Origin of the sequence: Streptomyces sp. NBC_01717, from assembly GCF_036248255.1 — a bacterium.
Lineage (GTDB): Bacteria > Actinomycetota > Actinomycetes > Streptomycetales > Streptomycetaceae > Streptomyces.
Map to the genome: position 1 here is coordinate 1,265,954 of NZ_CP109178.1, position 20,353 is coordinate 1,286,306.

Below are 20,353 nucleotides of genomic sequence, written 5' to 3' on the forward strand. Positions count from 1 at the left end.
GACCGGGCGAGGCAGCGATCATGCGTTTTCGAGCATCGTCTCCCGGACCTCGCCGGCGTTCTCGCGGGACCTGACGCACCACAGCCACCCGATGTCACGCGCGAAGGACCAGACGAGCAGCACCAGCGCCCCGAGGACTGCTGCATACGAGGGCAGGCGCGGGATGATCCCGGCGCCGACCGCGAGAAGAACGATCCCCTGCAGGGCGGCCACCGTCTTACGGGCCATGCTCGGACGTAGGGGCCCACGCAACCACGGCAGTACCCGGGCCGCCACGACGAATACGTAGCGCATGGCACCGATCAGCAGCACCCAGGCGCCCAGCGACGTGGCGACGTGGACGCTGAGCACCAGAATGAGGAAGGCGTCGACTTCCATGTCGAAGCGCGCCCCCAGGGAGGACGCCGTCCCGGTGCGCCGGGCGACCTGGCCGTCGACTGCATCGAGGATCAGCGCCACCGTGGCGAGCGCGGCCAGGACCACGACCGGCGGTCGGCTCACGAAGGAGTCTGCGACCAGCGCGGCCACACCCCCGACGAGCGTCGTGCGGGCCAGGGTGACGCCGTTGGCGGGACCGAAGGGCCTGTTGCCCGCCTGGTCCAGTGCACGTGTGAGGACGACCCAGACGCCGGCCGTGAAGCCCAGGCCTGTCAGCCATCCCGCGGCTCCCAGTCCGGTCGTCATGCCGAGAAGAACCAGCAGCAGTGTCTGCCCTGCTGCCCCCCACGCCGGCTCCGGGCGCAGCAGACGAGTTCTGTATGTGCTACTCCGGGTCACCGCGCGCCGCCCTCCTGCCGTGTGACACATTCGCCGAGAACCGCGTACGTTTACGCGGTCTCACGATCATCAGAACGTAAACCATCGCCCGAGCGTTCAGCAGGAGGTCATCGATGGAGCGCACCGCACGCGCCTTCTGGCTCCGCTCCCCCGGCCACGGCGAGATAAGGGATGTTCCGCTGCCGGAACCGGCCGGCGACGACGTCGTGGTGCGCACGCTGTTCTCCGGTGTGAGCCGTGGCACCGAGAGCCTCGTCTTTCGCGGCGGCGTACCGGAGAGTCAGCACACCGCGATGCGGGCGCCGTTTCAGGACGGCGATTTCCCCGGTCCCGTCAAGTACGGCTATCTCAACGTCGGCCTTGTCGAGGAAGGACCGGGGCACCTCGTGGGCCGTACGGTCTTCTGCCTCTACCCGCACCAGAGCCGGTACGTCGTCCCTGCGAGTGCTGTGACCCCGGTGCCGGACACCGTCCCCGCCGGGCGGGCGGTGCTGGCCGGAACGGTGGAGACGGCGGTGAACGCCCTGTGGGACGCCGCACCGCTGATCGGCGACCGGATCGCCGTCGTCGGAGCAGGCATGATCGGCTGCTCCGTCGCAGCGCTTCTCGCCCGGTACCCGGCCGTCCGCGTCCAGTTGGTCGATTCCGATCCCACCCGCGCCGCTGTCGCCGGCGCGCTGGGCGTCGACTTCGCGCTCCCCGAACATGCCCTGGGCGACTGCGACCTCGTGGTCCACGCCAGCGCCACCGAAGCCGGGCTCACCCGCTCGCTGGAGCTCCTCGCCCCGGAGGGCACGGTCCTGGAACTGAGCTGGTACGGCGACCGGCGGGTCAGCCTGCCGCTCGGGGAGGCCTTCCACTCCGGTCGTCTGGTCCTGCGCGGCAGCCAAGTGGGGACCGTGTCTCCGGCCCGGAGCTCCCGCCGTACCTTCGCCGATCGGCTTGCCCTCTCGCTCGATCTGCTCGCCGACCCCGCCTTCGACGCACTGATCACCGGCGAATGCGCCTTCGAGGAGCTGCCGTCGGTGCTGGCCGGGATCGGCAAGGGTGATCTTCCCGGGTTGTGCCACCGCGTGCTGTACGACACGACCCCAGTGCCACGGGTTCCGGCCGAGCGTTGAACGAATCTCGCCATTGAACCTGTCGGGCCCTGAACGCACAGCGTGTTCCAGCCGTACTGAACGACAAGGGCCGCGAGCGGCCACACGGGTCGGACCAGGAGGTCACAGCCGTTGTTCAGTGTCACCGTCCGCGAGCACTTCATGATCGCCCACAGTTTCCACGGGAAGGTGTTCGGTCCCGCGCAGCGTCTGCACGGAGCGACGTACGTGGTGGACGCCTCCTTTCGCCGTCCCGAGCTGGACTCCGACAACATCGTCGTCGACATCGGGCTGGCCACCACTGAACTCAAACGCGTGGTGGGCGAGTTCAACTACCGCAACCTCGATGACGAATCCGAGTTCGCGGACATCAACACCTCGACGGAATTCCTGGCCAAGGTCATCGCCGACCGCCTGGCCGACCAGGTGCGCGCCGGAGCACTGGGCGAGGGCGCACATGGTCTGACCGGCATCACGGTGACCCTGCACGAATCACACATCGCATGGGCGAGCTACGAGCGGCTCCTGTGAACCCCTCCGCTGCCACCACGGTGACCGGGCGCTCGGTCATCGTGGTGATGCCCGGTGGCGTCGACGATCCGTCGGCGCCGAGTGGGGGCAACACCTACGACCGCCGAGTGTGCCGGGACCTGCCCCGGATCGGATGGCAGGTCCACGAGTACGCCGTCGCGGGCACCTGGCCACAGCCCCGAACCACCGCGCGTACGGAACTGGCCCGGATGCTCAGGGAGTCGGCGGACGGCGCCGTCGTCCTCCTCGACGGACTCGTCGCCTGCGCCGTCCCCGACATCGTCGTCCCCGAAGCAGAGCGGCTGCGCCTGGTGGTGCTCGTCCACCTGCCGCTGGGCGACGAGACAGGCCTCACCCCTGCCATGGCGGCAGCTCTGAACGCTGGAGAGCGCAGGACGCTGCAGGCCGCGGCGGCGGTCGTGGCGACCAGTGGCTGGGCAGCCGACCGGCTCGTGGCGCACCACGGACTCGACCCCGGCCGGGTCCACGTCGCCGCCCCCGGAGCCGACACGGCACCCCTCGCGACCGGCACCGCAACCGGTACCGACCGCGCCCCGAGCCTGCTCTGCGTGGCCTCTGTCACTCCGCGCAAAGGGCAGCTCCAGCTGGTGGAGTCCCTCACGGCCGTCTCGGACCTTCCGTGGAACTGCGTCTGCGTCGGCGGACTGGGCCAGGACCCCGGCTACGTCACCCGGCTCCGGGAACTGATCGAGCGGTGCGGCCTCGACGACCGGGTACACCTTGTCGGCCCGCGGACAGGCACCGAGCTGAACGCGAGCTACGCCGCAGCTGACCTGCTGCTGCTCGCCTCGCACGCCGAGACGTACGGCATGGTTGCGACGGAGGCTCTTGCCCACGGCGTCCCCGTACTGGCGACGGCGGTCGGTGGGCTCCCGGAAGCGGTCGGACACGCACCCGACAGGGGCGTGCCGGGCTTCCTGGTACCAGCGCAGGACCCGGCAGCATTCGCCTCGGCGTTGCGCCTCTGGCTCGGTGAGCCGGACGAACGCCGACGTTCGCAAGAGGCTGCCATGGCTCGGCGCACTGCGCTGGCCGGCTGGGACACGACGTCGCGCAGTGTGGCCGCGGTGCTGGAACAACTCCGCAAGGAATCTCAGGAGGCCGCGTGAGCGGGACCGGTGCAACTCGCTATGCCCCGGAGTGGCTGGCGCTGCGGGAGGGTCCCGATGCGGCCGCCCGCGCATCCGGACTCCTCGGCCCGCTGCGGCGGCACCTGGAGGCCGCGGCCGGTGGGCCCGGAGGTGCAGAACCGACGCCAGGCCTCTCGACGTCGGTGATCCGCGATCTCGGGTGCGGCACCGGTTCCATGGGGCGCTGGCTCGCTCCCCGGCTGAACGGTCCCCAGCACTGGATCCTGCACGACCATGACCCGGGTCTGCTCGACCTGGCCGCTGCTCGGACGCCTGAGAGGGCTGCCGACGGCAGCCCCGTCACCGTCACAACAGAACGCGGCGATGTCGCGCGACTGACCGCGAACGTCCTCTCAGGCACCTCGCTGGTGACGGCCTCCGCTCTGCTGGACCTGCTCACCCGCGAAGAGCTGAACAGGCTGGCCGCGGCCTGCGCCGGGGCCGGCTGCCCGGCCCTGCTGTCGCTCTCCGTGGTGGGAAGGGTCCACCTCACCCCGGCGGACCCGCTGGACGCCGAGATCGTGCACGCGTTCAACGCGCACCAGCGCCGCGTCGACCAGGGCCGCCGGCTCCTCGGGCCCGACGCCGTCGCGGCGGCGTCCGAGGCCTTCGCACGTCATGGCCTGACCGTACGAGAACAGCCGAGCCCGTGGCGGCTCGGTTCCGGTCCTCGTTCTCTGCCCTGCGACGGGTCGCGCCGGACGCGAGAGGTCGATCCGTACGGATCCGGAAGTCGGGACCTGGGCACCTGCGAGTCCGCGCTGACGGCGGAGTGGCTTCGGGGCTGGGTCGGCGCCGCTCGTGACCAGCGGCCGGACCTCGCACAGCGTGCCGATGCGTATCTGCGGCGCCGCCTGGCGGAGTGCTGGGCAGGTGAGTTGCAGGTGGTGGTGCATCACAAGGATGTACTGGCCCTGCCCGGCCCGACGGGTGGATCTTCGTGACGCCGCGGGTCGTGCGGGCCCGTCTCGGCATGCTCGCCGGAACGGCCATCGTCGCGGGGCTGCTGTGGTGGCAGGGCACCGCCGTCGTCCTGAACGGCGTGCGCGGGATCGACGGCCCCACACTGTTGGCCGCTCTCGGTCTCGGCGTGCTCACCACCGTGTGCAGTGCGTGGCGTTGGCGCCTGGTGGCGAAAGGGCTGAGCGTACGGCTGCCGCTGGGTCGGGCCGTCGCCGACTACTACCGTGCTCTGTTCCTGAACGCGGCGCTGCCCGGTGGCGTCCTCGGCGACGTACACCGTGGTGTGCGGCACGGGCAGAGCGCAGGGGACGTCGGCCGGGGGGTCCGCACCGTCGTCCTCGAGCGCGTTGCGGGCCAAGTGGTCCTTGCCGCAGTCGGCGTGACGCTCCTGCTCACGCAGCCCTCCCTGGCACTGGACAGGATCGGCCATCTCGCCGATCGGACCGCTACTGCGCCGGGTGCCCTGTCCGCCCTCCTCGTGCTGTCCGGCGTGGTGATCGTGGGTGCTGTCCGGCTCCGCGGGAGGCAGAGCACATCCCGGTTGCACCGAGCGGTTCGGACCACGCTGGCCGAAGCGCGCCTCGGACTGCTCGCCCCCGGAAGCTGGCCGGGGGTGCTGATCTCGTCCCTTGCCGTGCTGGCAGGACATCTCGGCATGTTCCTTCTGGCCGCCCGAACCGCAGGATCGACGGCGCCGGCGACCGAACTCGTGCCGCTGATGGTGCTGGCACTTCTCGCCATGGCTCTGCCGCTGAACGTCGGGGGCTGGGGGCCCAGGGAAGGGGTCACCGCATGGGCCTTCGGAGCCGCGGGCATGAGTGCCGCGCAGGGACTGAGCGTCGCCGTGGTGTACGGACTACTCACCCTCGTCGCGAGCCTGCCCGGTATCGGCGTGCTCGTCACCCAGTGGTTCACCGGGATGCGCCGTCCGCAGATCGAGCTCGAAGAGAGTGTCCTCGCCGAGAGCGGCGCGCCGGGTCGGCGGACGGAGCGCATCGCGCATCAGCTCCGGGCCGGGGAAGCCGAGCCCCGGGACGCCGTCACCGAGCAGGACCGGTGCCACTGTGAGGTAGAGGCGGTGCAGCGCCCGCGCGTGGAGGAAGCGCGACACGGTGATTCCGCCACCCTCGACAAGCACGCGGCCCAGCCCACGGCGTGCGAGTTCCCGCAGCAGACGTCGAGGGGCGAACGCGGCGGCGTCGGGCAGGGGCAGTATGTCGATGCCCTCCATGGCCGGAACGGCCTGCCCCCGGTCCTTGTCCGCGCCCACCACCCACAGGGTGGGTGCTGCCCCGTCACTGAACACTCGGTGGCGCAGCGGTACCCGGCGGTGCGGATCGAGGACGACGCGAACCGGGTTGCTGCCCGCGCAGGTACGGACCGTCAGTTGGGGATCGTCCGCGACGGCGGTGCCGGCACCGATGACCACCGCGTCGCAGAGGGCACGCAGGCGGTGCAGATGGTCGCGGTCCTCCGTGCCCGTGACGTAGTCGGCGTCTCCGGTACGGCTCGCGATGAATCCGTCCAGACTCTGTCCCAGCTGCGCGATGGCGAAGCGCGGACCGCCCAGACAGAGCGGCAGATAGCGGTCGGCGAGGATGTCCGCATCGGGCGAGGCGCATCCCCACCGGCGTCGGCCGTCGGTTCCCCGGATCAGTCCGGCGGCCTCGGCGTCCGCCTCGGACCGGATGCCGCGCAGCCGCTCCCAGGCTTCCGCCGCATCAAGGATGCCGTCGCGCTGTTCCGAGGAGCGGCCGGTCACCGCGTTCCCCGCCGGACGACGGCCGACGGCCGGCTGTCCGCGGCGCCGGACGGCCCGGACCCGGGGTCCGCCGGAACCAGGAGCTCATCCGGTGCCAGAAGCGAGAGGTATTCAGCGAAGGAATCGACGAGACCGGTCAGCAACTGCTTGCCCTTTTCGGCGGATGCCAGGGAAGGACGGCCGATCACACCGGATTCCGTATAGGCCCGCATACCGAGAGTGAGCAAATGCTTCCGGTCGTCGGCGAGGAAATCGGAGGTCTCATAACCGGGGCGGATCATTCCTGGATCCACATTCAGCAGGATGGACGTTTCCAATTCTCCCGCATGCATGTCGCTGTATGAGGACGTACTCAAGCCGGCCCTGTCCCGCGCCCTGCCCCAGTCGGCCGATCCGGGGAACAGAGCCATCCGAGTCCCCGTTCCCGCCGACTCCTGAACTGCGTTACGCAGCACATAGTTTCCACCGTGCCCGTTGATCAGAACCAGATTATTGATACCGGATCGACGGAGCGATTCAGCGATGTCCCGGACAACGGCACACAAGGTGGCCGCAGAAATGCTGACCGTTCCCGGCCAAGCGGCGTGTTCGTGCGAGCAGGAGATCGTCACCGGAGGCAGTCGGTGCACCGCATGGGCGGCAGCGATCTCCCGGGCGATGGCGCAGGCCACGACCGTATCGGTCATCAGGGGCAGATACGGCCCATGTTGCTCGAAGCTGCCGATGGGAAGGACCGCGACACCGGCCCGACCGGCCCCCACATCCGCCGTCGTCGCGTCCGGTGACAACAGATCGGATATCCGCGTGCGCCCTTGCCGTTCACTCATGTTTCCCGACCCATTCCTTCTTCGCGCCACGAGACCTGGCCACCGGCCGGCCCGAATAGGACAGCACACGGAGGGAAGTTCCGTACGCGCCCACGAGAGCAGGCTACGCAAAGTCGATGCATTCATCAGTCGAACACGATGACCTGGCAGACCAGTTGTCTTCCTGTCGTCGACTTCCGGCCCACCGGTGAAGGCTACCCGATATGATCGGGCCATGATAGAGAGCGATGGCGCACACCGCGACAGCGCGCGTTCAACGGGCGCTGAACGAGCGACAACTGTCCAGCTGTCAACCGAGCACGGTGTGTTCCGTGCTGTCGGCTACTGGGATCACAATCGTAGGGACGAACAAATAGCGCTGGTATACGGCGACATCGAGGGAGACGATGCGCTCACCCGGGTACATTCGGAGTGTTTGACCGGAGATACTTTTGGGTCCAACCATTGCGAGTGCGGGGACCAATTGTCCGCGGCGCTACGCGCCATCGTGGGCGAAGGACGCGGCGTACTCATCTACCTGCGGGGTCACGAAGGCCGGGGGATCGGCCTGTTGGCCAAGCTCCGAGCGATGCAGCTCCAGGCGGAGGGACTTGACACGGTCGAGGCGAATATCGCGCTCGGGCTCCCGGTCGACGCCCGCAACTACCAGGTGGCGGCAGAGATTCTGCACGACCTCGGTGTCCGATCCGTGCGGCTGCTGTCGAACAACCCACGCAAGCGCGAGGCGCTGCTGCAGCACGGCATCAAGGTCACCGAACAGGTTCCGCTCCTGACAGAACCGCGTGAGGAGAATCTCGTCTACCTGCGGACCAAGCGAGAACGCCTTGGCCATCACCTGCCGCATCTGGATGGCGGGGTCGACCGGACCTGACGCGTGGGCGAAGCCCGGTGCGCGGCGTTGCCCGTGCAGAGGCGTCCGGCAGCCTCCGGGGGCGCCGGCAGGCTGTCGGTTCCGACGCCGGCACTCCGGTGGCGGAGTTAACCGTTCGGTGTATTTACTGAGACGGTATGCGGTCGGCAGCTGCCGACGTGAGAACGGCGCGCTCCTCGTCCATGGCGATGCGGACCGCATCCTGCCGGTACGAGAACACCGCCGGACGACTGCCTCCGCTGTTCCAAGGACCTCACCTTCGTGACGGTAAAGGCGGTCCGCACAACGTCGCCCGGACACCCGCGGAGGTCGTCACCCCGCGCTGCTGGACTCCGTGAAGGGATGAGCGGCCTATGACAGGAATCAGCGGTCCGGCCCGACACCTGCGTGGTCTCCTGGCCGGGGCCGCCGCGGGCGCCGCCGGGACCACGGTCCTGGACGCGGTCGGATACCTGGACATGGTGATCCGCGGTCGAGGAGCGAGTACGACACCCGAGGTCACCGTGGAGCGACTGTCGGAGACCCTGCACGTTCCGATTCCGGGCGACGAGAAGAAGCGGGAGAACCGCGTCAACGGTCTGGGCCCCCTGACCGGTGTGGCAGCGGGTGTGGGGATGGGAGCCCTGCTCGGCCTCGCTCTGTCCTGCGGCTGGCGGCCGGGCAACGCGGTCCTGACCGCCACGGCGACCACGGGGGCGCTGATCGGGACCAACGGACCGATGACCATGCTGCGCGTGACCGACCCGCGCACCTGGTCACGCTCCGACTGGGTCGCCGACATCATTCCGCACGTGGCCTACGCGCTGGTCACCGTCGCCGTCGTCAGGGGCCTGGAACCTGGCCCGCCCGATCACGCCGGCGGGATCCGCACGGGAGTGCGGGAGTGCGGCGCCGCGCTCCGGCACACCCTGTGCTCATGACCGACCAGGGCTGTCCCTGTTCCACCGACCGCGGGCCGGTGGTGGACATCAGCGTCGCCGACCGGGACCGGCGGCTTCCCGAGGCAGATGCGCCCGGCGCGCGTAGCGCGGTCACCGGATGAGGCATCGCCCACCATCCCCTGCCTGCACGAACGGGACCGACCGACCCGCTCTGCCGGGCTGCCGCGCGTACCGCGCCAGGACACTCCAGCAGCCCAACCGGGCTGGTCGGTGGCCCGCGATGCCAACAGGCTGACCCAGGGGACCTACAAGCACGTTGGGATCAGCAGACATGACATCCTCGCAACGACGTCCGATAGCCCGCAGGACCCGCTACGGAACCATGGTCGCGCTCCTGGTGACGACCAGCGCAACGCTCAGTGCCTGCGCCGGCCACAGCGACCGCGCCGCGGACAGCCACCGCACCGCCGAGAGCAGCCGGGCGGTAGCCGCCGGGGCCACGCAGAGCCAGACCCCGTACGTGCCCTGCGGCAAGCCGCCGGTGAAGCTGGAGAAGGCCGACCAGGACTTCCTCGACACGCTCGCGGCGGCCGGCGGCACCCCGCTGTACGAGCAGTCGTACAAGGACGCCCGGGAAGTGCTGAACAAGCTGCAGGCAGGTCCCGTGGACATGCTGCCCGCGCAGATCAGTGAGCGGACCGTGCCCGGTGGTCCGACCGGTCCGGTGTCCATTCACGTCGTCCGCCCCGACGGTGTCCAGGGCGATCTGCCCGCCGTCGTGTACATCCACGGCGGCGGCTGGGTGCTGGGCAACTTCATGACCCACGAACGCCTCGTCCGGCAGATCGCCGACGGTGCCCGCGCCACTGTCGTCTTCGTCGACTACACCCCCTCCCCCGAGGCCCAGTTCCCCGTCCCGGTCGAGCAGGCCTACACCGTCGCCAAGTGGGTGGCCGACCACGGCCGTGAGATCGGCGTCGACCCCAGCCGGCTGGCAATCGCCGGCGACTCGGTGGGCGGAGACATGACCGCGGCCGTCACCATGATGGCCAAGCAGCGCGGTGGCCCCCACTTCAAGCAACAGGTCCTGCTCTACCCCGTCACCGACGCCGACTTCGACACCGCCTCCTACAACCGCTTCGCCGAAAACTGCTGGCTCACGCGGCCGGCCATGAAGTGGTTCTGGGACGCCTACGCGCCCCGCGTGGCCGACCGCAGCAATCCGCTGGCCTCCCCGCTGCACGCCACCGTCGACCAGCTGCGCGGCCTGCCGCCCGCCCTGATGATCACCGACTCCGATGTGCTGCTGGACGAGGCCAACGCCTATGCCGCCAAGCTCCGCGCAGCCGGAGTCCCGGTCACCTCGACCCACCACAGCGGGATCACCCACGACTTCATGATGCTCAACGCACTGGCCGACACCCAGGCCGCCAAGCAGGCCGTCACCCAGACGACCGCAACTCTGCGCGAGGCACTGTACGCACCGACCGACCCCGGCCCCGGCAAGTAACACGCACTTCCTGGGCTCATGCGTGCTGGGGCAGCAGGGCGATCACCACGGACAGCGAGGCAATCCCGGCGACCGTCGAGAGCATCAGAGTCGATCCGGCAACCCTGGACTGCACACCGAAGGGCGCGCTGAACACCAGCCCGAAGAATCCGCAGGGAATGGCGGTGAGCAGCACGGCCTCGGTGGTGGTGAGCCTGTCCAGGCCGAGGAGCAGGCACAGCCCCCAGACGAACAGCGGCATGAGCCCGTTCTTCACCACGATGCCGTACGCCACGTTCGGCCCGAACGACACCTTCTGCGCGGAGAGCAGGAGCCCGGTGAGGAACAGCGCCGCACCCGCACCGGCCTGGCCCATGGGGGTCAGTGTCTTCTCGACCAGGTCAGGCATGTGCACGCCGCTGAGCACGAGCACGATGGCGAGCATCGGAGCCCAGAAAATCGGCCGACGCACCGACTTGCCCAATGCACCGCCGAACCGGGAGAGAGTGGACCCGGGCGCGTTCGGGCCCAGCTTGGAGTCCTCCAGCAGGGCCAGACTGAACGGCACGATGGTCACAGCCCCTACCGCGAGGCCGATGGCGACGGCGATTGCCCCACGGGCGCCGACCACGGCGGCGGACAACGGCAGGCCGATGGACGCATAGTTCGGGAACGCGACGGTGAGGGCCTGCACTGCGGCCTCCGCCTTCTGCAGCCCGAACGCTTTTTGCTGCAGCACCAGAGTCACGGCATACACGACAGCCAGAGCAACGACTGTCACGACGATGTACCCGGCGTGCGCGGTGATGTCGGACCGGTCCGTGGAGGAGATCGATACGAACAGCGACGCCGGGATGGCGAAATCCATGACCAGCTTGTTGATCGAGGAAACGTTCCGGTTGTCGACGTATCCGCGCAGGCCGGCGCCGAACCCGAGGGCGAGGGCGAAGAAGACGGGGAGCAGGGCCGTCGCGATCTCGTGCACCATGCAAAAACTATAGACTTCTGCAGTAATCGCTACGGAGAATGACTTTCCCCTATATTTCCATGAATATGCGGTGCAGGTCGCCCGTACGTGCTCACCCGGTACTCGAGCTGCCGGGCACGGCGCCGCTGACCGGTCGCAGCCGTGGCGTCCACGGGTGAACCGGCCGACGTGGACGCCAGATGCGACCGCTGGGATCGGGGCGGGCCGGATGGGGCGTCAGCTGCGGGGTAGGGCGCGCCGGGTGGCGAAGAGTTGGAGCCAGGGGTCCCGGGAAGGTGCAGCGCCAGCACCGCGTCCCTCGGGCGGTAGCGCCGGCACGGCGCCCGGGTTCTGGATCGTGACGCTGCCGGCCCCGGCGGGTTGGACGGCGGCCAGTGAGCCGGGGCGCGCATGAGGTCGTGAGTGAACGCGACCAGGGCCGGGCAGACGGTTTTGGCCTGAAAGTCTCCGGACGGAAGGTTCGCGCGGGGACCTTCCGGGCTGGGGCGCGGGCGACCTTCCAGCCCAAATCCCCGCGGGCCCGCGATGGCCGAGTCGGCGCTCCGACCGCGAATACGGGTGCCGCCGGCACCACACACGTCCGTCGACGACACGAATCCGCCGACGCGCCCGTGCGTTCAACTCCTTGCACATACAGAGCAATTACAGGGTCTCCTTGCTTCACATCTTGACGTGCCTGGTTCAGACCTTTAGGTTCACCGATCACCACCGTTCCATGAATGCACTCGACGTTCACATGTCTGGACGGGCCACGCACCTCCCGTCCCGATGCCTGCACCTGCGCGCCACGTTCCCATCCCCCCACCGTCGGCCACGCACGAAAGGCTTAGACCCCTCGATGGCCGGACATCTCTTTCCGCGCCCCACGACGCTGCGCGCCGGCCTCCCGACAGCGCTACTCGCACGCTGCTCCGGAGTCACCGGCTGACGGACACGTCCGCCGCTCCCACCCCCCACCCCGACCCGCACAGGAGATCCCACCGTGCCCGGATCCAAGAGAGAAACCGGCCGTCGCCGGATACCGAAGCTGCTCACCCTGATCGCCCTCGTGGCCACGACCGGAACCGGTGTCGCGGCCGCCTCGCAGGACACGGCGACCGCGCAGGCCGCCGCGCTGCCGACCAGTTGGGCCACCGTGGTCAACGTGGGCAGCGGCAAGTGCGTCGACGCGCGCGCCGCGGGAGCGGTGAACGGCACCGTCGTCCAGCAGTACGCCTGCAACAGCAGCCAGGCCCAGCAGTGGCAGTTCGCCGCCACCTCCGGCGGATTCACCCAGGTCGGCAACCGCACCGACGCGACCAAGGTCTGGGACGTCACCGACGTCTCGACGGCGGACAGCGCGCTCGTGCAGCTGTGGACGTACGGCGGCGGAAACAACCAGCAGTGGCAGGCCGTGGCGGAGTCCAGCGGCGCGTACCACTTCGTGAACCGCAACAGCGGCAAGTGCCTCGACGTGCCGAGCGCCTCGACCGCGGACAGCGTGCAGCTCCAGCAGTACACCTGCAACGGCAGCGCGGCCCAGTCCTTCCATGTCAACCCCGCGGATCCCCAACAGCCGCCCGGGACACCGGACCTCGGCCCGAATGTCACCGTTTTCGACCCGTCCACACCCGCTGCCACCATCCAGAGCAGCCTGAACGCGGCCTTCGCCCAGCAGGAGACCAACCAGTTCGGCACCGCCCGCAAGGCCTTCCTCTTCAAGCCGGGCACGTACGACGCCGATGCCAATGTCGGCTTCTACACCCAGGTCGCGGGGCTCGGCCTCTCCCCCGACGACGTCACCATCCGCGGTGCGGTACACACCGAGGCGGACTGGTTCCAGGGCAACGCCACCCAGAACTTCTGGCGGTCGGCGGAGAACCTGTCCGTGACCCCGACCTCCGGCACGGACCGTTGGGCGGTGTCGCAGGCCGCCCCGTACCGCCGGATGCATCTGCGCGGCAACCTCCGGCTGGACGACGGCGGTTGGTCCAGCGGCGGCTACATGGCCGACACGAAGATCGACGGTCAGGTCAACTCGGGTTCGCAGCAGCAATGGCTGTCGCGCAACACCGAGTGGTCGAGTTGGACCGGCTCCAACTGGAACATGGTCTACGTCGGCGCCAAGAACGCTCCCGCGAACAGCTTCCCGAGCCCGCCGTACACCACGGTCGACCAGACCCCCGTGTCGCGTGAGAAGCCCTTCCTGTACGTCGACACGTCGGGCGCCTACAAGGTGTTCGTACCCGGCGTACGCACCAACTCGTCCGGGACCTCGTGGAGTTCAGGCGCGCCGGCGGGCACGTCCCTGCCCCTCTCCGACTTCTTCATCGTCAAGCCGGGCGCGACGGCCGCACAGATGAACGACGCGCTCGCCCAGGGCAAGAACCTGCTGGTGACGCCGGGTGTCTATCACCTCGACCAGACGCTCAAGGTGAACAGGGCCGGCACCGTGGTCCTGGGCCTCGGCCTGGCCACGCTCATTCCCGACAACGGGATCACCGCCATGACGGTCGCCGACGTGAACGGTGTCCAGCTGGCCGGGCTGCTGATCGACGCCGGCACCACGAACTCGTCCCAGCTCCTCGAGATGGGACCGAGCGGGTCGTCGGCCGACCACAGCGCCGACCCCAGTTCCCTGCACGACGTGTTCTTCCGGATCGGCGGCGCGGGCGTCGGCAAGGCCACCACCAGCCTGACCATCAACAGTAACGGCGTCATCGGCGACCACCTGTGGCTGTGGCGCGCCGACCACGGCAACGGCGTGGGGTGGACCAGCAACACCGGCGCCACCGGGCTCGTCGTCAACGGCAACAACGTGACGATGTACGGCTTGTTCGTCGAGCACTACCAGAAGCACCAGACCATCTGGAACGGCAACGGCGGCCGCACGTACTTCTACCAGAACGAGATGCCGTACGACCCGCCCAACCAGGCCTCCTGGATGAATGGTTCGACGCAGGGCTACGCCGCCTACAAGGTCGCGGACTCCGTAACGAGTCATCAGGTGTACGGATTCGGCAGCTACTGCTACTTCAACGTCAATCCGAGCGTCACCGCCGAGCACGCCATCGAGGCGCCCAACAACGCGAATGTGCGGTTCAAGGACATGGTGACGGTCTCGCTGGGCGGCACCGGGACGATCCGGCACGTCGTCAACGACCGGGGTGGCCCGTCCAACTCCACCACCAACGTCGCCAACCTCGTCAGCTACCCCTGATGGTCAAGGAAGGATCGTCGATGGACATCAGTCCGGACACCAGCAGAACCGGTCCTGCGCGTGCGACCCTGTGGGTCCTCGTCCTGCTGGCGACGCTGCTCGGCCTGGCGACACCGCCCGACGCCCGGGCGAGCACGGCGGCAACGCCGTTCAAGGTGCTCGCTCTCTACAACGGCACCTGGGACGCCGCGCACATCAGCTTCGTCCACGAGGCCAACGAGTGGTTCCCCGAGCAGGCCGCGCAGAACGGCTTCACCTACACGGCCAGCAACAACTGGGACCTCCTCAGTAACGGTGGCGTGAATGCCTATCAAGTCGTGCTGTTCCTCGACGACTTGCCGCAGACCGCTGCTCAGCGGTCCGGCTTCGAGCAGTACATGCGCGGTGGCGGCGCCTGGATGGGCTTCCACGTGTCCGCGTTCACGACGGACGCACAGTCCTGGCCCTGGTACCACAACCAGTTCCTGGGCAGCGGCAACTTCAAGTCCAACACCTGGGGTCCGACCACGTCCGTCCTGAAGGTCGAGGACCGCACTCACCCGTCCACCACGAGCCTGCCCGGGACCTTCACCTCGTCGGTCAGCGAGTGGTACAGCTGGTCCAACGACCTGCGGCAGAATCCGGACATCAAGATTCTCGCCTCGATCGACCCCAGCAGCTTCCCGCTGGGTACAGACCCCAACCAGACCTGGTACAGCGGCTATTACCCGATCCTGTGGACCAACACGAAGTACCGGATGCTGTACGCGAACTTCGGTCACAACGCGATGGACTACGCATCCAACACCACGCTGTCGTCGACGTTCGCCAGTGAGACACAGAACCGGTTCCTGCTCGACGGGCTGAAGTGGCTGGGCGGCGCCGGAGGCACCGTGCCACCGGCGGACCCGATCTCCGAGACCGCCTGGTACTCGCTGACGAACACCGGAAACGGCACCTGCGTGGACGCCCGTTCCGCCGCCACGGCGAACGGGACGGCGATCCAGCAGTACTCCTGCAACGGGACCCTGGCCCAGCAGTTCCAGTTCCGCGCGACGGACGGCGGATACACCCGGATCACCATTCGCGGGAACCCACAACAGGTCATCGATGTGACCGACCGCTCGACCGCCGGCAACGCACCACTACAGCTGTGGAGTTACTCGGGCGGGCAGAACCAGCAGTGGCAGCCCGTGAAGGAGAGCAGCGGGCGTTACCACTTCACCGCCCGGCACAGCGGCCAGTGCCTGAGTTCCGCGAGCTCCTCGGCGAACGGTGTCCAGCTCACCCAGCGACCCTGCGACGGCTCCTCCGCACAGAGCTTCACGCTCACAGCCCAGCCCTGACCGCTCCACCTGCCGGTGCCCCTCGCCGCCGATCCGCGGCGAGGGGCACCGGCCCGTTCTGCGCCGCTTGCCTCGGGGATGAACGCACCCAACGGCACGAGCACCAGGAATTGCGGCAGGAACAGGGTCCGGCCGCGAGCATCCTCGTGCCCGTGCAGTTCGTGGTGGGGGCGGCTGCCGTTGAGCCAGGCGATCGGGCCGGCCACCCGCTCGCGCGGCTGCTCGCCATGAGCGCGCGGGGGCTGCCACAGTTGGCGGCGCAGCCTGGCCCACTGCTCGTGTTGCCCCCTCGCTCTGCCTGCCGGGTTGCCATGCCGGCACGTGCTGCCTGGAGGCTGTCGCGAGGTGTCAGTAAAGGCTGCGGTGGAGCTCGGGTGGTCCGCCCAGGGTGTATCGCAGGGAGAGTGGGGCGCTGCCGTCGATGTCGGTGATACCGAGGTGGGCACCCAGTTCAGCGCCGATCAGTGCCCTGCCGGAGAGCTGCATGAGATCGTCGGCCGCGTAGAGGGCCGATATCACCCGGCCCGTGAACTGCGGGGATTCGCGCCTGTTGGTTGGTCGGGCCTCAGCAGGCAACGTTGCGAAATGCGCTCGTGCGGGCTCGGTGTCCAGTCCGCCCATCCAGATCGAGACGGCGGCGACGTTGTGGGGACGGAGATCCTTGGCCATGTCGGCGGCCATCTTGTCGGCGCCGGCTTTCTGGGCGCCGTACGCGGGTCCTAGTAGGGCTTGGTCAGGTTCGTATGGGGGTGGGTATGTTGCGGTGGCAGGTGGGGCAGGCGCCGACCCAGAGGGCGAGGAGTGTCTGGAGTTCGCGGAGGACCTGGTAGAGGCTCAGACCTGCGCTGAGTCTTTTGGGTGGTGTGCCAGTCGTTGCAGGGTGCAGAAGGCATGAGCTGCGGAGACGAGGGTGACGTGGTGATGCCAGCCGTTCCAGGTGCGGCCTTCGAAGTGGGCAAGTCCCAGGGCCTGTTTCATCTCGCGGTAGTCGTGCTCGATGCGCCAGCGTAGTTTGGCCAGCCGCACCAGTGTGGCCAGCGGCATCCCGGAAGGCAGGTTCGAGAGCCAGAACTGCACCGGCTCGGGCTCGGTGGCGGGCCATTCGGCCAGCAGCCAGCGCTCTGGTAGTTCTGGACCGTCGCCGGCTGTGCGGGCACCGCGTCCGGCCGGTCGGACGCGCAGAGCGACGAAGCGTGAGTGCATGCGCTTGAAGCCGCTTTGGCCCTGGCCTGGCCGGGATCCTTCCCGCCAGGACACCGGTCTCGCAGCAGCCCGGCCGGCCGCGATGACCAAATTTTTCATGGTCTGTGCAGGCTCGGGATACTGCATCTTCGGTGGCCGGCCGGTGCCCGCATAGGCAGGCTGGACAGGCCGGGCGCCGGCCCGATGGGCGGTGTGGCGGGAAGAAATGCCCACCGCATAAGGCAGGTTGCGTTCCTCCAAGCCCAGACGGAAGGCGGCGGCATCACCGTATCCGGCGTCCGCGACGACCAAGGGGAGGTCGATGCCCCACGAGCGGGTCTCATCGATCATGTCCAGGGCCAGCTGCCACTTCTCCACATGCCCCGCCTGGGAGGGAATGCCGCAGCGGCCCCGGCGGGCGACCTTGTCCGCATCCGCCTCCGGCGAGCCCGGATCCCAGGAAGCGGGCAGGAACAGCCGCCAGTTCACCGCGGCCGAGGCATGATCGCGGGCCAGGTGCAACGACACCCCGACCTGACAATTGGTGACCTTGCCCGCGGTGCCGGTGTACTGCCGGGACACACACGCCGAGGCGTCCCCGTCCTTCAAAAAGCCGGTGTCATCGACGATCAGCGCCTCCGCACCGATCACATCCTGCATCTTCCAGGCCAGCCGGGCCCGCACATGCGCTGGATCCCACGGGCTGGTAGTCACGAAGTGGGCCAGTGCCTGCCGGTTGCCGTCCTCGCCCAGACGCGCCGCCATCGGCTCCACCGACTTGCGCCGACCCTCCAGCAGCAGCCCACGCACATACACCTGCCCCCACCGCCGCTGATCCGCACGGAAGAACCCGTCGAACATCTCCGTCGTGAATGCCTCCAGGTCCTCCCGGACCCCGGCCATCTCTTCAGGTGTCACACCACCTCAACGACACTCACCAACAAGCAGACACGCCACCCACGAGTGAAGCTGACCAAGCCCTACTAGTGCTGGATTCCGCTTTCAGTGGGTATACATGCTGGTGGCGGGGTTGTTTGGGGTAATCGGGGTGGGTGGTTCGGGGTGGTGTTGCGGGCGCGACAGAGCCGTGATTCGGGTGAGGGATCGGTGGTGCGGCGGTTAGCTCGAGCGCGGAAGGCGCCGGCGGACTTGGTGATGCGGGCGCGGATGGTCGAGCTGAGCTGGGCCGGGTCTCGGGTGCCCGCGATCGCCTCTGAACTGGGTTGTAGCCAGAAGACGGTGCGGTGTTGGCTGCACCGTTTCAACCGGTACGGTCTCGAGGGTCTGGAGGATCTGGGCGGGCAGGGCCGCAAGCGGCGGATCACCGAACTCGAGCGGTCGAGGATCATCGCCCTGGTCAGGCAGCCCCCGCCGGGCAGACTGATGGTCCAGCCGGGCGGGGATCTCGAGGCCATGGACGAGGCCGGACCGCCGGAGTGGACCCTGGACGCGTTGGCCGGTCGGGCAAGGGAACTGGGGATTGAGGTGGGTCGCTCGCAGGTCCGCAGAATCCTGCTGGCCGAGGGCGTCAGATGGCGCCGCACGCGTTCCTGGATCCGTTCCAAGGATCCGGATTTCGAGGGAAAAGGACGCGGGTCGTCGGCCTCTACACCTGCCCGCCCGAGGACGCGACGGTCGTCTGCGTCGACGAACTCGGGCCGGTGATCCCGCGTACTTTCCCGCCGGCGCCGGGCTGGTCGCCGGACGGACACCGCATCAAAGCTGAGCTGGAGTACAGCCGCGGACCGGAGAAGACCTGGGTCTACGGCGGCTTGCGTGTCACGGACGGGCAGCAGGTCACCATGACCGCGTCCTCCCGCAACAGTGCCTTCTACCAGCGGTTCTTGCGGAAGCTGGAGGAAGCTAACCCGGCGGGCGACATCTACGTGGTCACCGACAACCTGTCCTCCCACAACAGCCTGTCGACCCGGACCTGGCTCGAGGACCACCCGCGTATCCGACACGTCTTCATACCCGTCGGCGCGTGCTGGCTCAACCTCCAGGAAGGCTGGTGGCGCATCTTCCGCAAGGCCGCCCTCGCCGGACAGACCTTCGCCGGCCCGGACGAAATCACCCAGGCCACCGAACTCGCGACAGCCCAGCTCAACGCCCGTGCCAGGCCATGGATCTGGGGCAGACCAGCACCACCCACCCGCCGCTTACGTCGCCGATATGTGTACTGCCTTTGAGGAACTCAGCACTAGGTGGTAGGCCACAGCACCGTAGTGACATGTGTTGACGATCAGTCCTCGACCATTGGCGATCAGCAGGGGTGCGGCGTGGAAGCTTGCGACGTAGTGCGATCGCAGGCCGACCGCTATGAGATCGGCCGCCTCCAGCGGCTGTTCCCAGAACCTCCCGGCAGGCGTGGCGTTGACCACCTGTGCCGCGTTGTTGACCAGGATGTCGAGTCGCCCGTGGGCCTACTGTCCTTTTCATGTCTGCCTTCAGCCCCACCAGCGAGCACGTGCCCGTACGCGTCTTCGGCGGCCCGACCGCCCTCTTCGAGTACGGCGGGCTGCGCTTTCTGACCGACCCGACCTTCGACGCACCCGGCGACTACCCGAGGCCGGACGGCCGGCGGCTGACCAAGACGGCCCCCTCCTCCGGCCGCCCCGCCGACCTCGGTCGCATCGACGTAGTCCTGCTCTCCCATGACGAGCACCCCGACAACCTCGACCACTCCGGCCGTGCCCTGCTCGCCGACGTCCCGCTCACCCTCACCACACCGGGCGGCGGACAGCGCCTGGGGAAGGGTGCCACGGGACTGACCGACTGGGAGTCGGTCGAGCTGGACCGTCCCGGCGGCGGCACGATCACCGTGACCGGCGTACCCGCCATCCACGGCCCCGGACCGCGTGAGGAGGTCGAAGCGGTCACCGGCCAGGTCGTCGGTTTCGTCCTGACCGGAGATGGTCTGCCCACCGTCTATGTCAGCGGCGACAACGCCTCGCTCGATGCGGTCAAGGAGATCGCCGAGCGCTTCGCCCCGGTGGACACCGCCATCGTCTTCGCCGGAGCTCCCCGCTTCCCCAGCCTCTTCGCCGGAGCGTGCATCGTCCTCGACAGCGCCCAGGCAGCCGAGGCCGCCACGATTCTCGACGCCCGCCGGGTGGTTCCCGTCCACTACGACAGCTGGGCCCACTTCACCGAGGGCCGAGAGGAACTGGTGGCCGCTTTCACCGCCGCAGGACTGGCCGCCCGCCTGGACCTGGGCTGAGCAGACGGCGACCTCACTCAGCTCAGGGGGGTCGACCCCCTGAGCGGTCTCCGTCGCTTTCGCTCAGCGGGCCGGGGCCGCCCGCAT

Annotated in this window: 19 protein-coding genes and 2 pseudogenes; 14 read left to right on the forward strand and 7 right to left on the reverse strand. The window is 68.6% G+C overall.

What is annotated here, in order from left to right; all coding sequences use genetic code 11:
• Window positions 1-18: 18 nt before the first annotated feature.
• Window positions 19-777 (reverse strand): CDP-alcohol phosphatidyltransferase family protein, encoded by a 759-nt coding sequence (locus OHB49_RS05920; protein ID WP_329158513.1) that lies wholly within the window; start codon window positions 775-777, stop codon window positions 19-21.
• A 113-nt stretch (window positions 778-890) separates the two neighbouring features.
• Between OHB49_RS05920 and OHB49_RS05925 the strand changes: the two genes are divergently transcribed.
• From OHB49_RS05925 to OHB49_RS05945, 5 genes and pseudogenes are all read left to right on the forward strand, one after another.
• Window positions 891-1,898, forward strand: a complete 1,008-nt coding sequence (locus tag OHB49_RS05925) for a zinc-dependent alcohol dehydrogenase (protein ID WP_329158515.1) — start codon at window positions 891-893, stop codon at window positions 1,896-1,898.
• A 111-nt stretch (window positions 1,899-2,009) separates the two neighbouring features.
• Window positions 2,010-2,408 carry a 6-pyruvoyl trahydropterin synthase family protein gene (locus OHB49_RS05930; RefSeq protein ID WP_329158517.1) on the forward strand — a complete coding sequence of 133 codons (399 nt, stop codon included), beginning with the start codon at window positions 2,010-2,012 and terminating at the stop codon, window positions 2,406-2,408.
• Window positions 2,381-3,538 carry a glycosyltransferase family 4 protein gene (locus tag OHB49_RS05935; RefSeq protein WP_443079495.1) on the forward strand — a complete coding sequence of 386 codons (1,158 nt, stop codon included), beginning with the start codon at window positions 2,381-2,383 and terminating at the stop codon, window positions 3,536-3,538. The genes OHB49_RS05930 and OHB49_RS05935 overlap by 28 nt, the downstream gene beginning before the upstream one ends.
• Window positions 3,520-4,503 (forward strand): class I SAM-dependent methyltransferase, encoded by a 984-nt coding sequence (locus tag OHB49_RS05940; RefSeq protein ID WP_443079644.1) that lies wholly within the window; start codon window positions 3,520-3,522, stop codon window positions 4,501-4,503. The genes OHB49_RS05935 and OHB49_RS05940 overlap by 19 nt, the downstream gene beginning before the upstream one ends.
• A 29-nt stretch (window positions 4,504-4,532) precedes the next feature.
• Window positions 4,533-5,447, forward strand: a pseudogene (locus tag OHB49_RS05945) (lysylphosphatidylglycerol synthase transmembrane domain-containing protein); the annotation flags it as partial.
• Here the strand turns inward: OHB49_RS05945 and OHB49_RS05950 are convergent.
• Together OHB49_RS05950 and OHB49_RS05955 are read right to left on the reverse strand one after the other, a co-directional pair.
• On the reverse strand, window positions 5,379-6,284 hold the full coding sequence (locus tag OHB49_RS05950) for a RibD family protein (protein ID WP_030979892.1): 906 nt from the start codon (window positions 6,282-6,284) through the stop codon (window positions 5,379-5,381). The pseudogene OHB49_RS05945 and the gene OHB49_RS05950 overlap by 69 nt on opposite strands.
• On the reverse strand, window positions 6,281-7,111 hold the full coding sequence (locus OHB49_RS05955; protein ID WP_329158521.1) for a creatininase family protein: 831 nt from the start codon (window positions 7,109-7,111) through the stop codon (window positions 6,281-6,283). Before OHB49_RS05955 ends, OHB49_RS05950 begins: the two co-directional genes overlap by 4 nt.
• 214 nt (window positions 7,112-7,325) lie before the next feature.
• On the opposite strand from OHB49_RS05955, the gene ribA reads away from it, so the two are divergent.
• The 4 genes from ribA to OHB49_RS05975 all read left to right on the forward strand — a co-directional run bounded on the left by ribA (window position 7,326) and on the right by OHB49_RS05975 (window position 10,373).
• Entirely contained in the window at window positions 7,326-7,982 is a 657-nt protein-coding gene (ribA, locus tag OHB49_RS05960) for a GTP cyclohydrolase II (RefSeq protein ID WP_329158523.1), read from the forward strand.
• A 353-nt stretch (window positions 7,983-8,335) separates the two neighbouring features.
• The gene (locus OHB49_RS05965) at window positions 8,336-8,902 is read left to right on the forward strand and encodes a hypothetical protein (RefSeq protein WP_329158526.1); all 567 of its coding nucleotides are present in this window, start codon (window positions 8,336-8,338) and stop codon (window positions 8,900-8,902) included.
• Window positions 8,899-9,024, forward strand: a complete 126-nt coding sequence (locus OHB49_RS05970; RefSeq protein WP_267881613.1) for a hypothetical protein — start codon at window positions 8,899-8,901, stop codon at window positions 9,022-9,024. Before OHB49_RS05965 ends, OHB49_RS05970 begins: the two co-directional genes overlap by 4 nt.
• A 170-nt stretch (window positions 9,025-9,194) precedes the next feature.
• Entirely contained in the window at window positions 9,195-10,373 is a 1,179-nt protein-coding gene (locus tag OHB49_RS05975; protein WP_329158527.1) for an alpha/beta hydrolase, read from the forward strand.
• A 16-nt stretch (window positions 10,374-10,389) separates the two neighbouring features.
• Here the strand turns inward: OHB49_RS05975 and OHB49_RS05980 are convergent, their stop codons facing one another.
• Entirely contained in the window at window positions 10,390-11,340 is a 951-nt protein-coding gene (locus OHB49_RS05980; RefSeq protein WP_329158528.1) for an AEC family transporter, read from the reverse strand.
• A gap of 1,039 nt (window positions 11,341-12,379) precedes the next feature.
• Here OHB49_RS05980 and OHB49_RS05985 point away from each other — a divergent pair.
• Both OHB49_RS05985 and OHB49_RS05990 read left to right on the forward strand, forming a co-directional pair.
• A complete protein-coding gene (locus tag OHB49_RS05985) occupies window positions 12,380-14,539 on the forward strand; it encodes an RICIN domain-containing protein (RefSeq protein WP_443079645.1) in 2,160 nt (719 codons plus the stop codon).
• A gap of 20 nt (window positions 14,540-14,559) precedes the next feature.
• The gene (locus tag OHB49_RS05990; RefSeq protein ID WP_329158530.1) at window positions 14,560-15,864 is read left to right on the forward strand and encodes a ThuA domain-containing protein; all 1,305 of its coding nucleotides are present in this window, start codon (window positions 14,560-14,562) and stop codon (window positions 15,862-15,864) included.
• Window positions 15,865-16,212: 348 nt separating this feature from the next.
• On the opposite strand, the gene OHB49_RS05995 is transcribed toward OHB49_RS05990, so the two are convergent.
• Together OHB49_RS05995 and OHB49_RS06000 are read right to left on the reverse strand one after the other, a co-directional pair.
• Window positions 16,213-16,533, reverse strand: a complete 321-nt coding sequence (locus OHB49_RS05995; protein ID WP_329158531.1) for a hypothetical protein — start codon at window positions 16,531-16,533, stop codon at window positions 16,213-16,215.
• Between the two features lie 165 nt (window positions 16,534-16,698).
• The gene (locus OHB49_RS06000) at window positions 16,699-17,949 is read right to left on the reverse strand and encodes an IS701 family transposase (protein ID WP_329166300.1); all 1,251 of its coding nucleotides are present in this window, start codon (window positions 17,947-17,949) and stop codon (window positions 16,699-16,701) included.
• Between the two features lie 252 nt (window positions 17,950-18,201).
• On the opposite strand from OHB49_RS06000, the gene OHB49_RS06005 reads away from it, so the two are divergent.
• Both OHB49_RS06005 and OHB49_RS06010 read left to right on the forward strand, forming a co-directional pair.
• The gene (locus OHB49_RS06005; protein WP_329166297.1) at window positions 18,202-18,711 is read left to right on the forward strand and encodes a helix-turn-helix domain-containing protein; all 510 of its coding nucleotides are present in this window, start codon (window positions 18,202-18,204) and stop codon (window positions 18,709-18,711) included.
• Window positions 18,597-19,235 carry an IS630 family transposase gene (locus OHB49_RS06010; RefSeq protein ID WP_329166298.1) on the forward strand — a complete coding sequence of 213 codons (639 nt, stop codon included), beginning with the start codon at window positions 18,597-18,599 and terminating at the stop codon, window positions 19,233-19,235. The genes OHB49_RS06005 and OHB49_RS06010 overlap by 115 nt, the downstream gene beginning before the upstream one ends.
• Here the strand turns inward: OHB49_RS06010 and OHB49_RS45810 are convergent.
• Window positions 19,206-19,454: pseudogene (locus OHB49_RS45810) on the reverse strand (hypothetical protein); the annotation flags it as partial. The gene OHB49_RS06010 and the pseudogene OHB49_RS45810 overlap by 30 nt on opposite strands.
• A gap of 29 nt (window positions 19,455-19,483) precedes the next feature.
• On the opposite strand from OHB49_RS45810, the gene OHB49_RS06015 reads away from it, so the two are divergent.
• Window positions 19,484-20,266: an MBL fold metallo-hydrolase gene (locus tag OHB49_RS06015; RefSeq protein WP_329158535.1), complete on the forward strand. Its 783-nt coding sequence runs from the start codon at window positions 19,484-19,486 to the stop codon at window positions 20,264-20,266.
• Window positions 20,267-20,353 lie beyond the last annotated feature (87 nt).

What these genes read in the sequence shown, in the direction of transcription:
- OHB49_RS05925 (WP_329158515.1), top strand. Translation starts at nt 891, where the DNA reads ATGGAGCGCACCGCACGCGCCTTCTGGCTCCGCTCCCCCGGCCACGGC.
- OHB49_RS05935 (WP_443079495.1), top strand. Translation starts at nt 2,381, where the DNA reads ATGGGCGAGCTACGAGCGGCTCCTGTGAACCCCTCCGCTGCCACCACG.
- OHB49_RS05955 (WP_329158521.1), bottom strand. Translation starts at nt 7,111, where the DNA reads ATGAGTGAACGGCAAGGGCGCACGCGGATATCCGATCTGTTGTCACCG.
- ribA (WP_329158523.1), top strand. Translation starts at nt 7,326, where the DNA reads ATGATAGAGAGCGATGGCGCACACCGCGACAGCGCGCGTTCAACGGGC.
- OHB49_RS05965 (WP_329158526.1), top strand. Translation starts at nt 8,336, where the DNA reads ATGACAGGAATCAGCGGTCCGGCCCGACACCTGCGTGGTCTCCTGGCC.
- OHB49_RS05970 (WP_267881613.1), top strand. Translation starts at nt 8,899, where the DNA reads ATGACCGACCAGGGCTGTCCCTGTTCCACCGACCGCGGGCCGGTGGTG.
- OHB49_RS05975 (WP_329158527.1), top strand. Translation starts at nt 9,195, where the DNA reads ATGACATCCTCGCAACGACGTCCGATAGCCCGCAGGACCCGCTACGGA.
- OHB49_RS05980 (WP_329158528.1), bottom strand. Translation starts at nt 11,340, where the DNA reads ATGGTGCACGAGATCGCGACGGCCCTGCTCCCCGTCTTCTTCGCCCTC.
- OHB49_RS05990 (WP_329158530.1), top strand. Translation starts at nt 14,560, where the DNA reads ATGGACATCAGTCCGGACACCAGCAGAACCGGTCCTGCGCGTGCGACC.
- OHB49_RS05995 (WP_329158531.1), bottom strand. Translation starts at nt 16,533, where the DNA reads ATGGCCAAGGATCTCCGTCCCCACAACGTCGCCGCCGTCTCGATCTGG.
- OHB49_RS06000 (WP_329166300.1), bottom strand. Translation starts at nt 17,949, where the DNA reads ATGGCCGGGGTCCGGGAGGACCTGGAGGCATTCACGACGGAGATGTTC.
- OHB49_RS06005 (WP_329166297.1), top strand. Translation starts at nt 18,202, where the DNA reads ATGCGGGCGCGGATGGTCGAGCTGAGCTGGGCCGGGTCTCGGGTGCCC.
- OHB49_RS06015 (WP_329158535.1), top strand. Translation starts at nt 19,484, where the DNA reads ATGTCTGCCTTCAGCCCCACCAGCGAGCACGTGCCCGTACGCGTCTTC.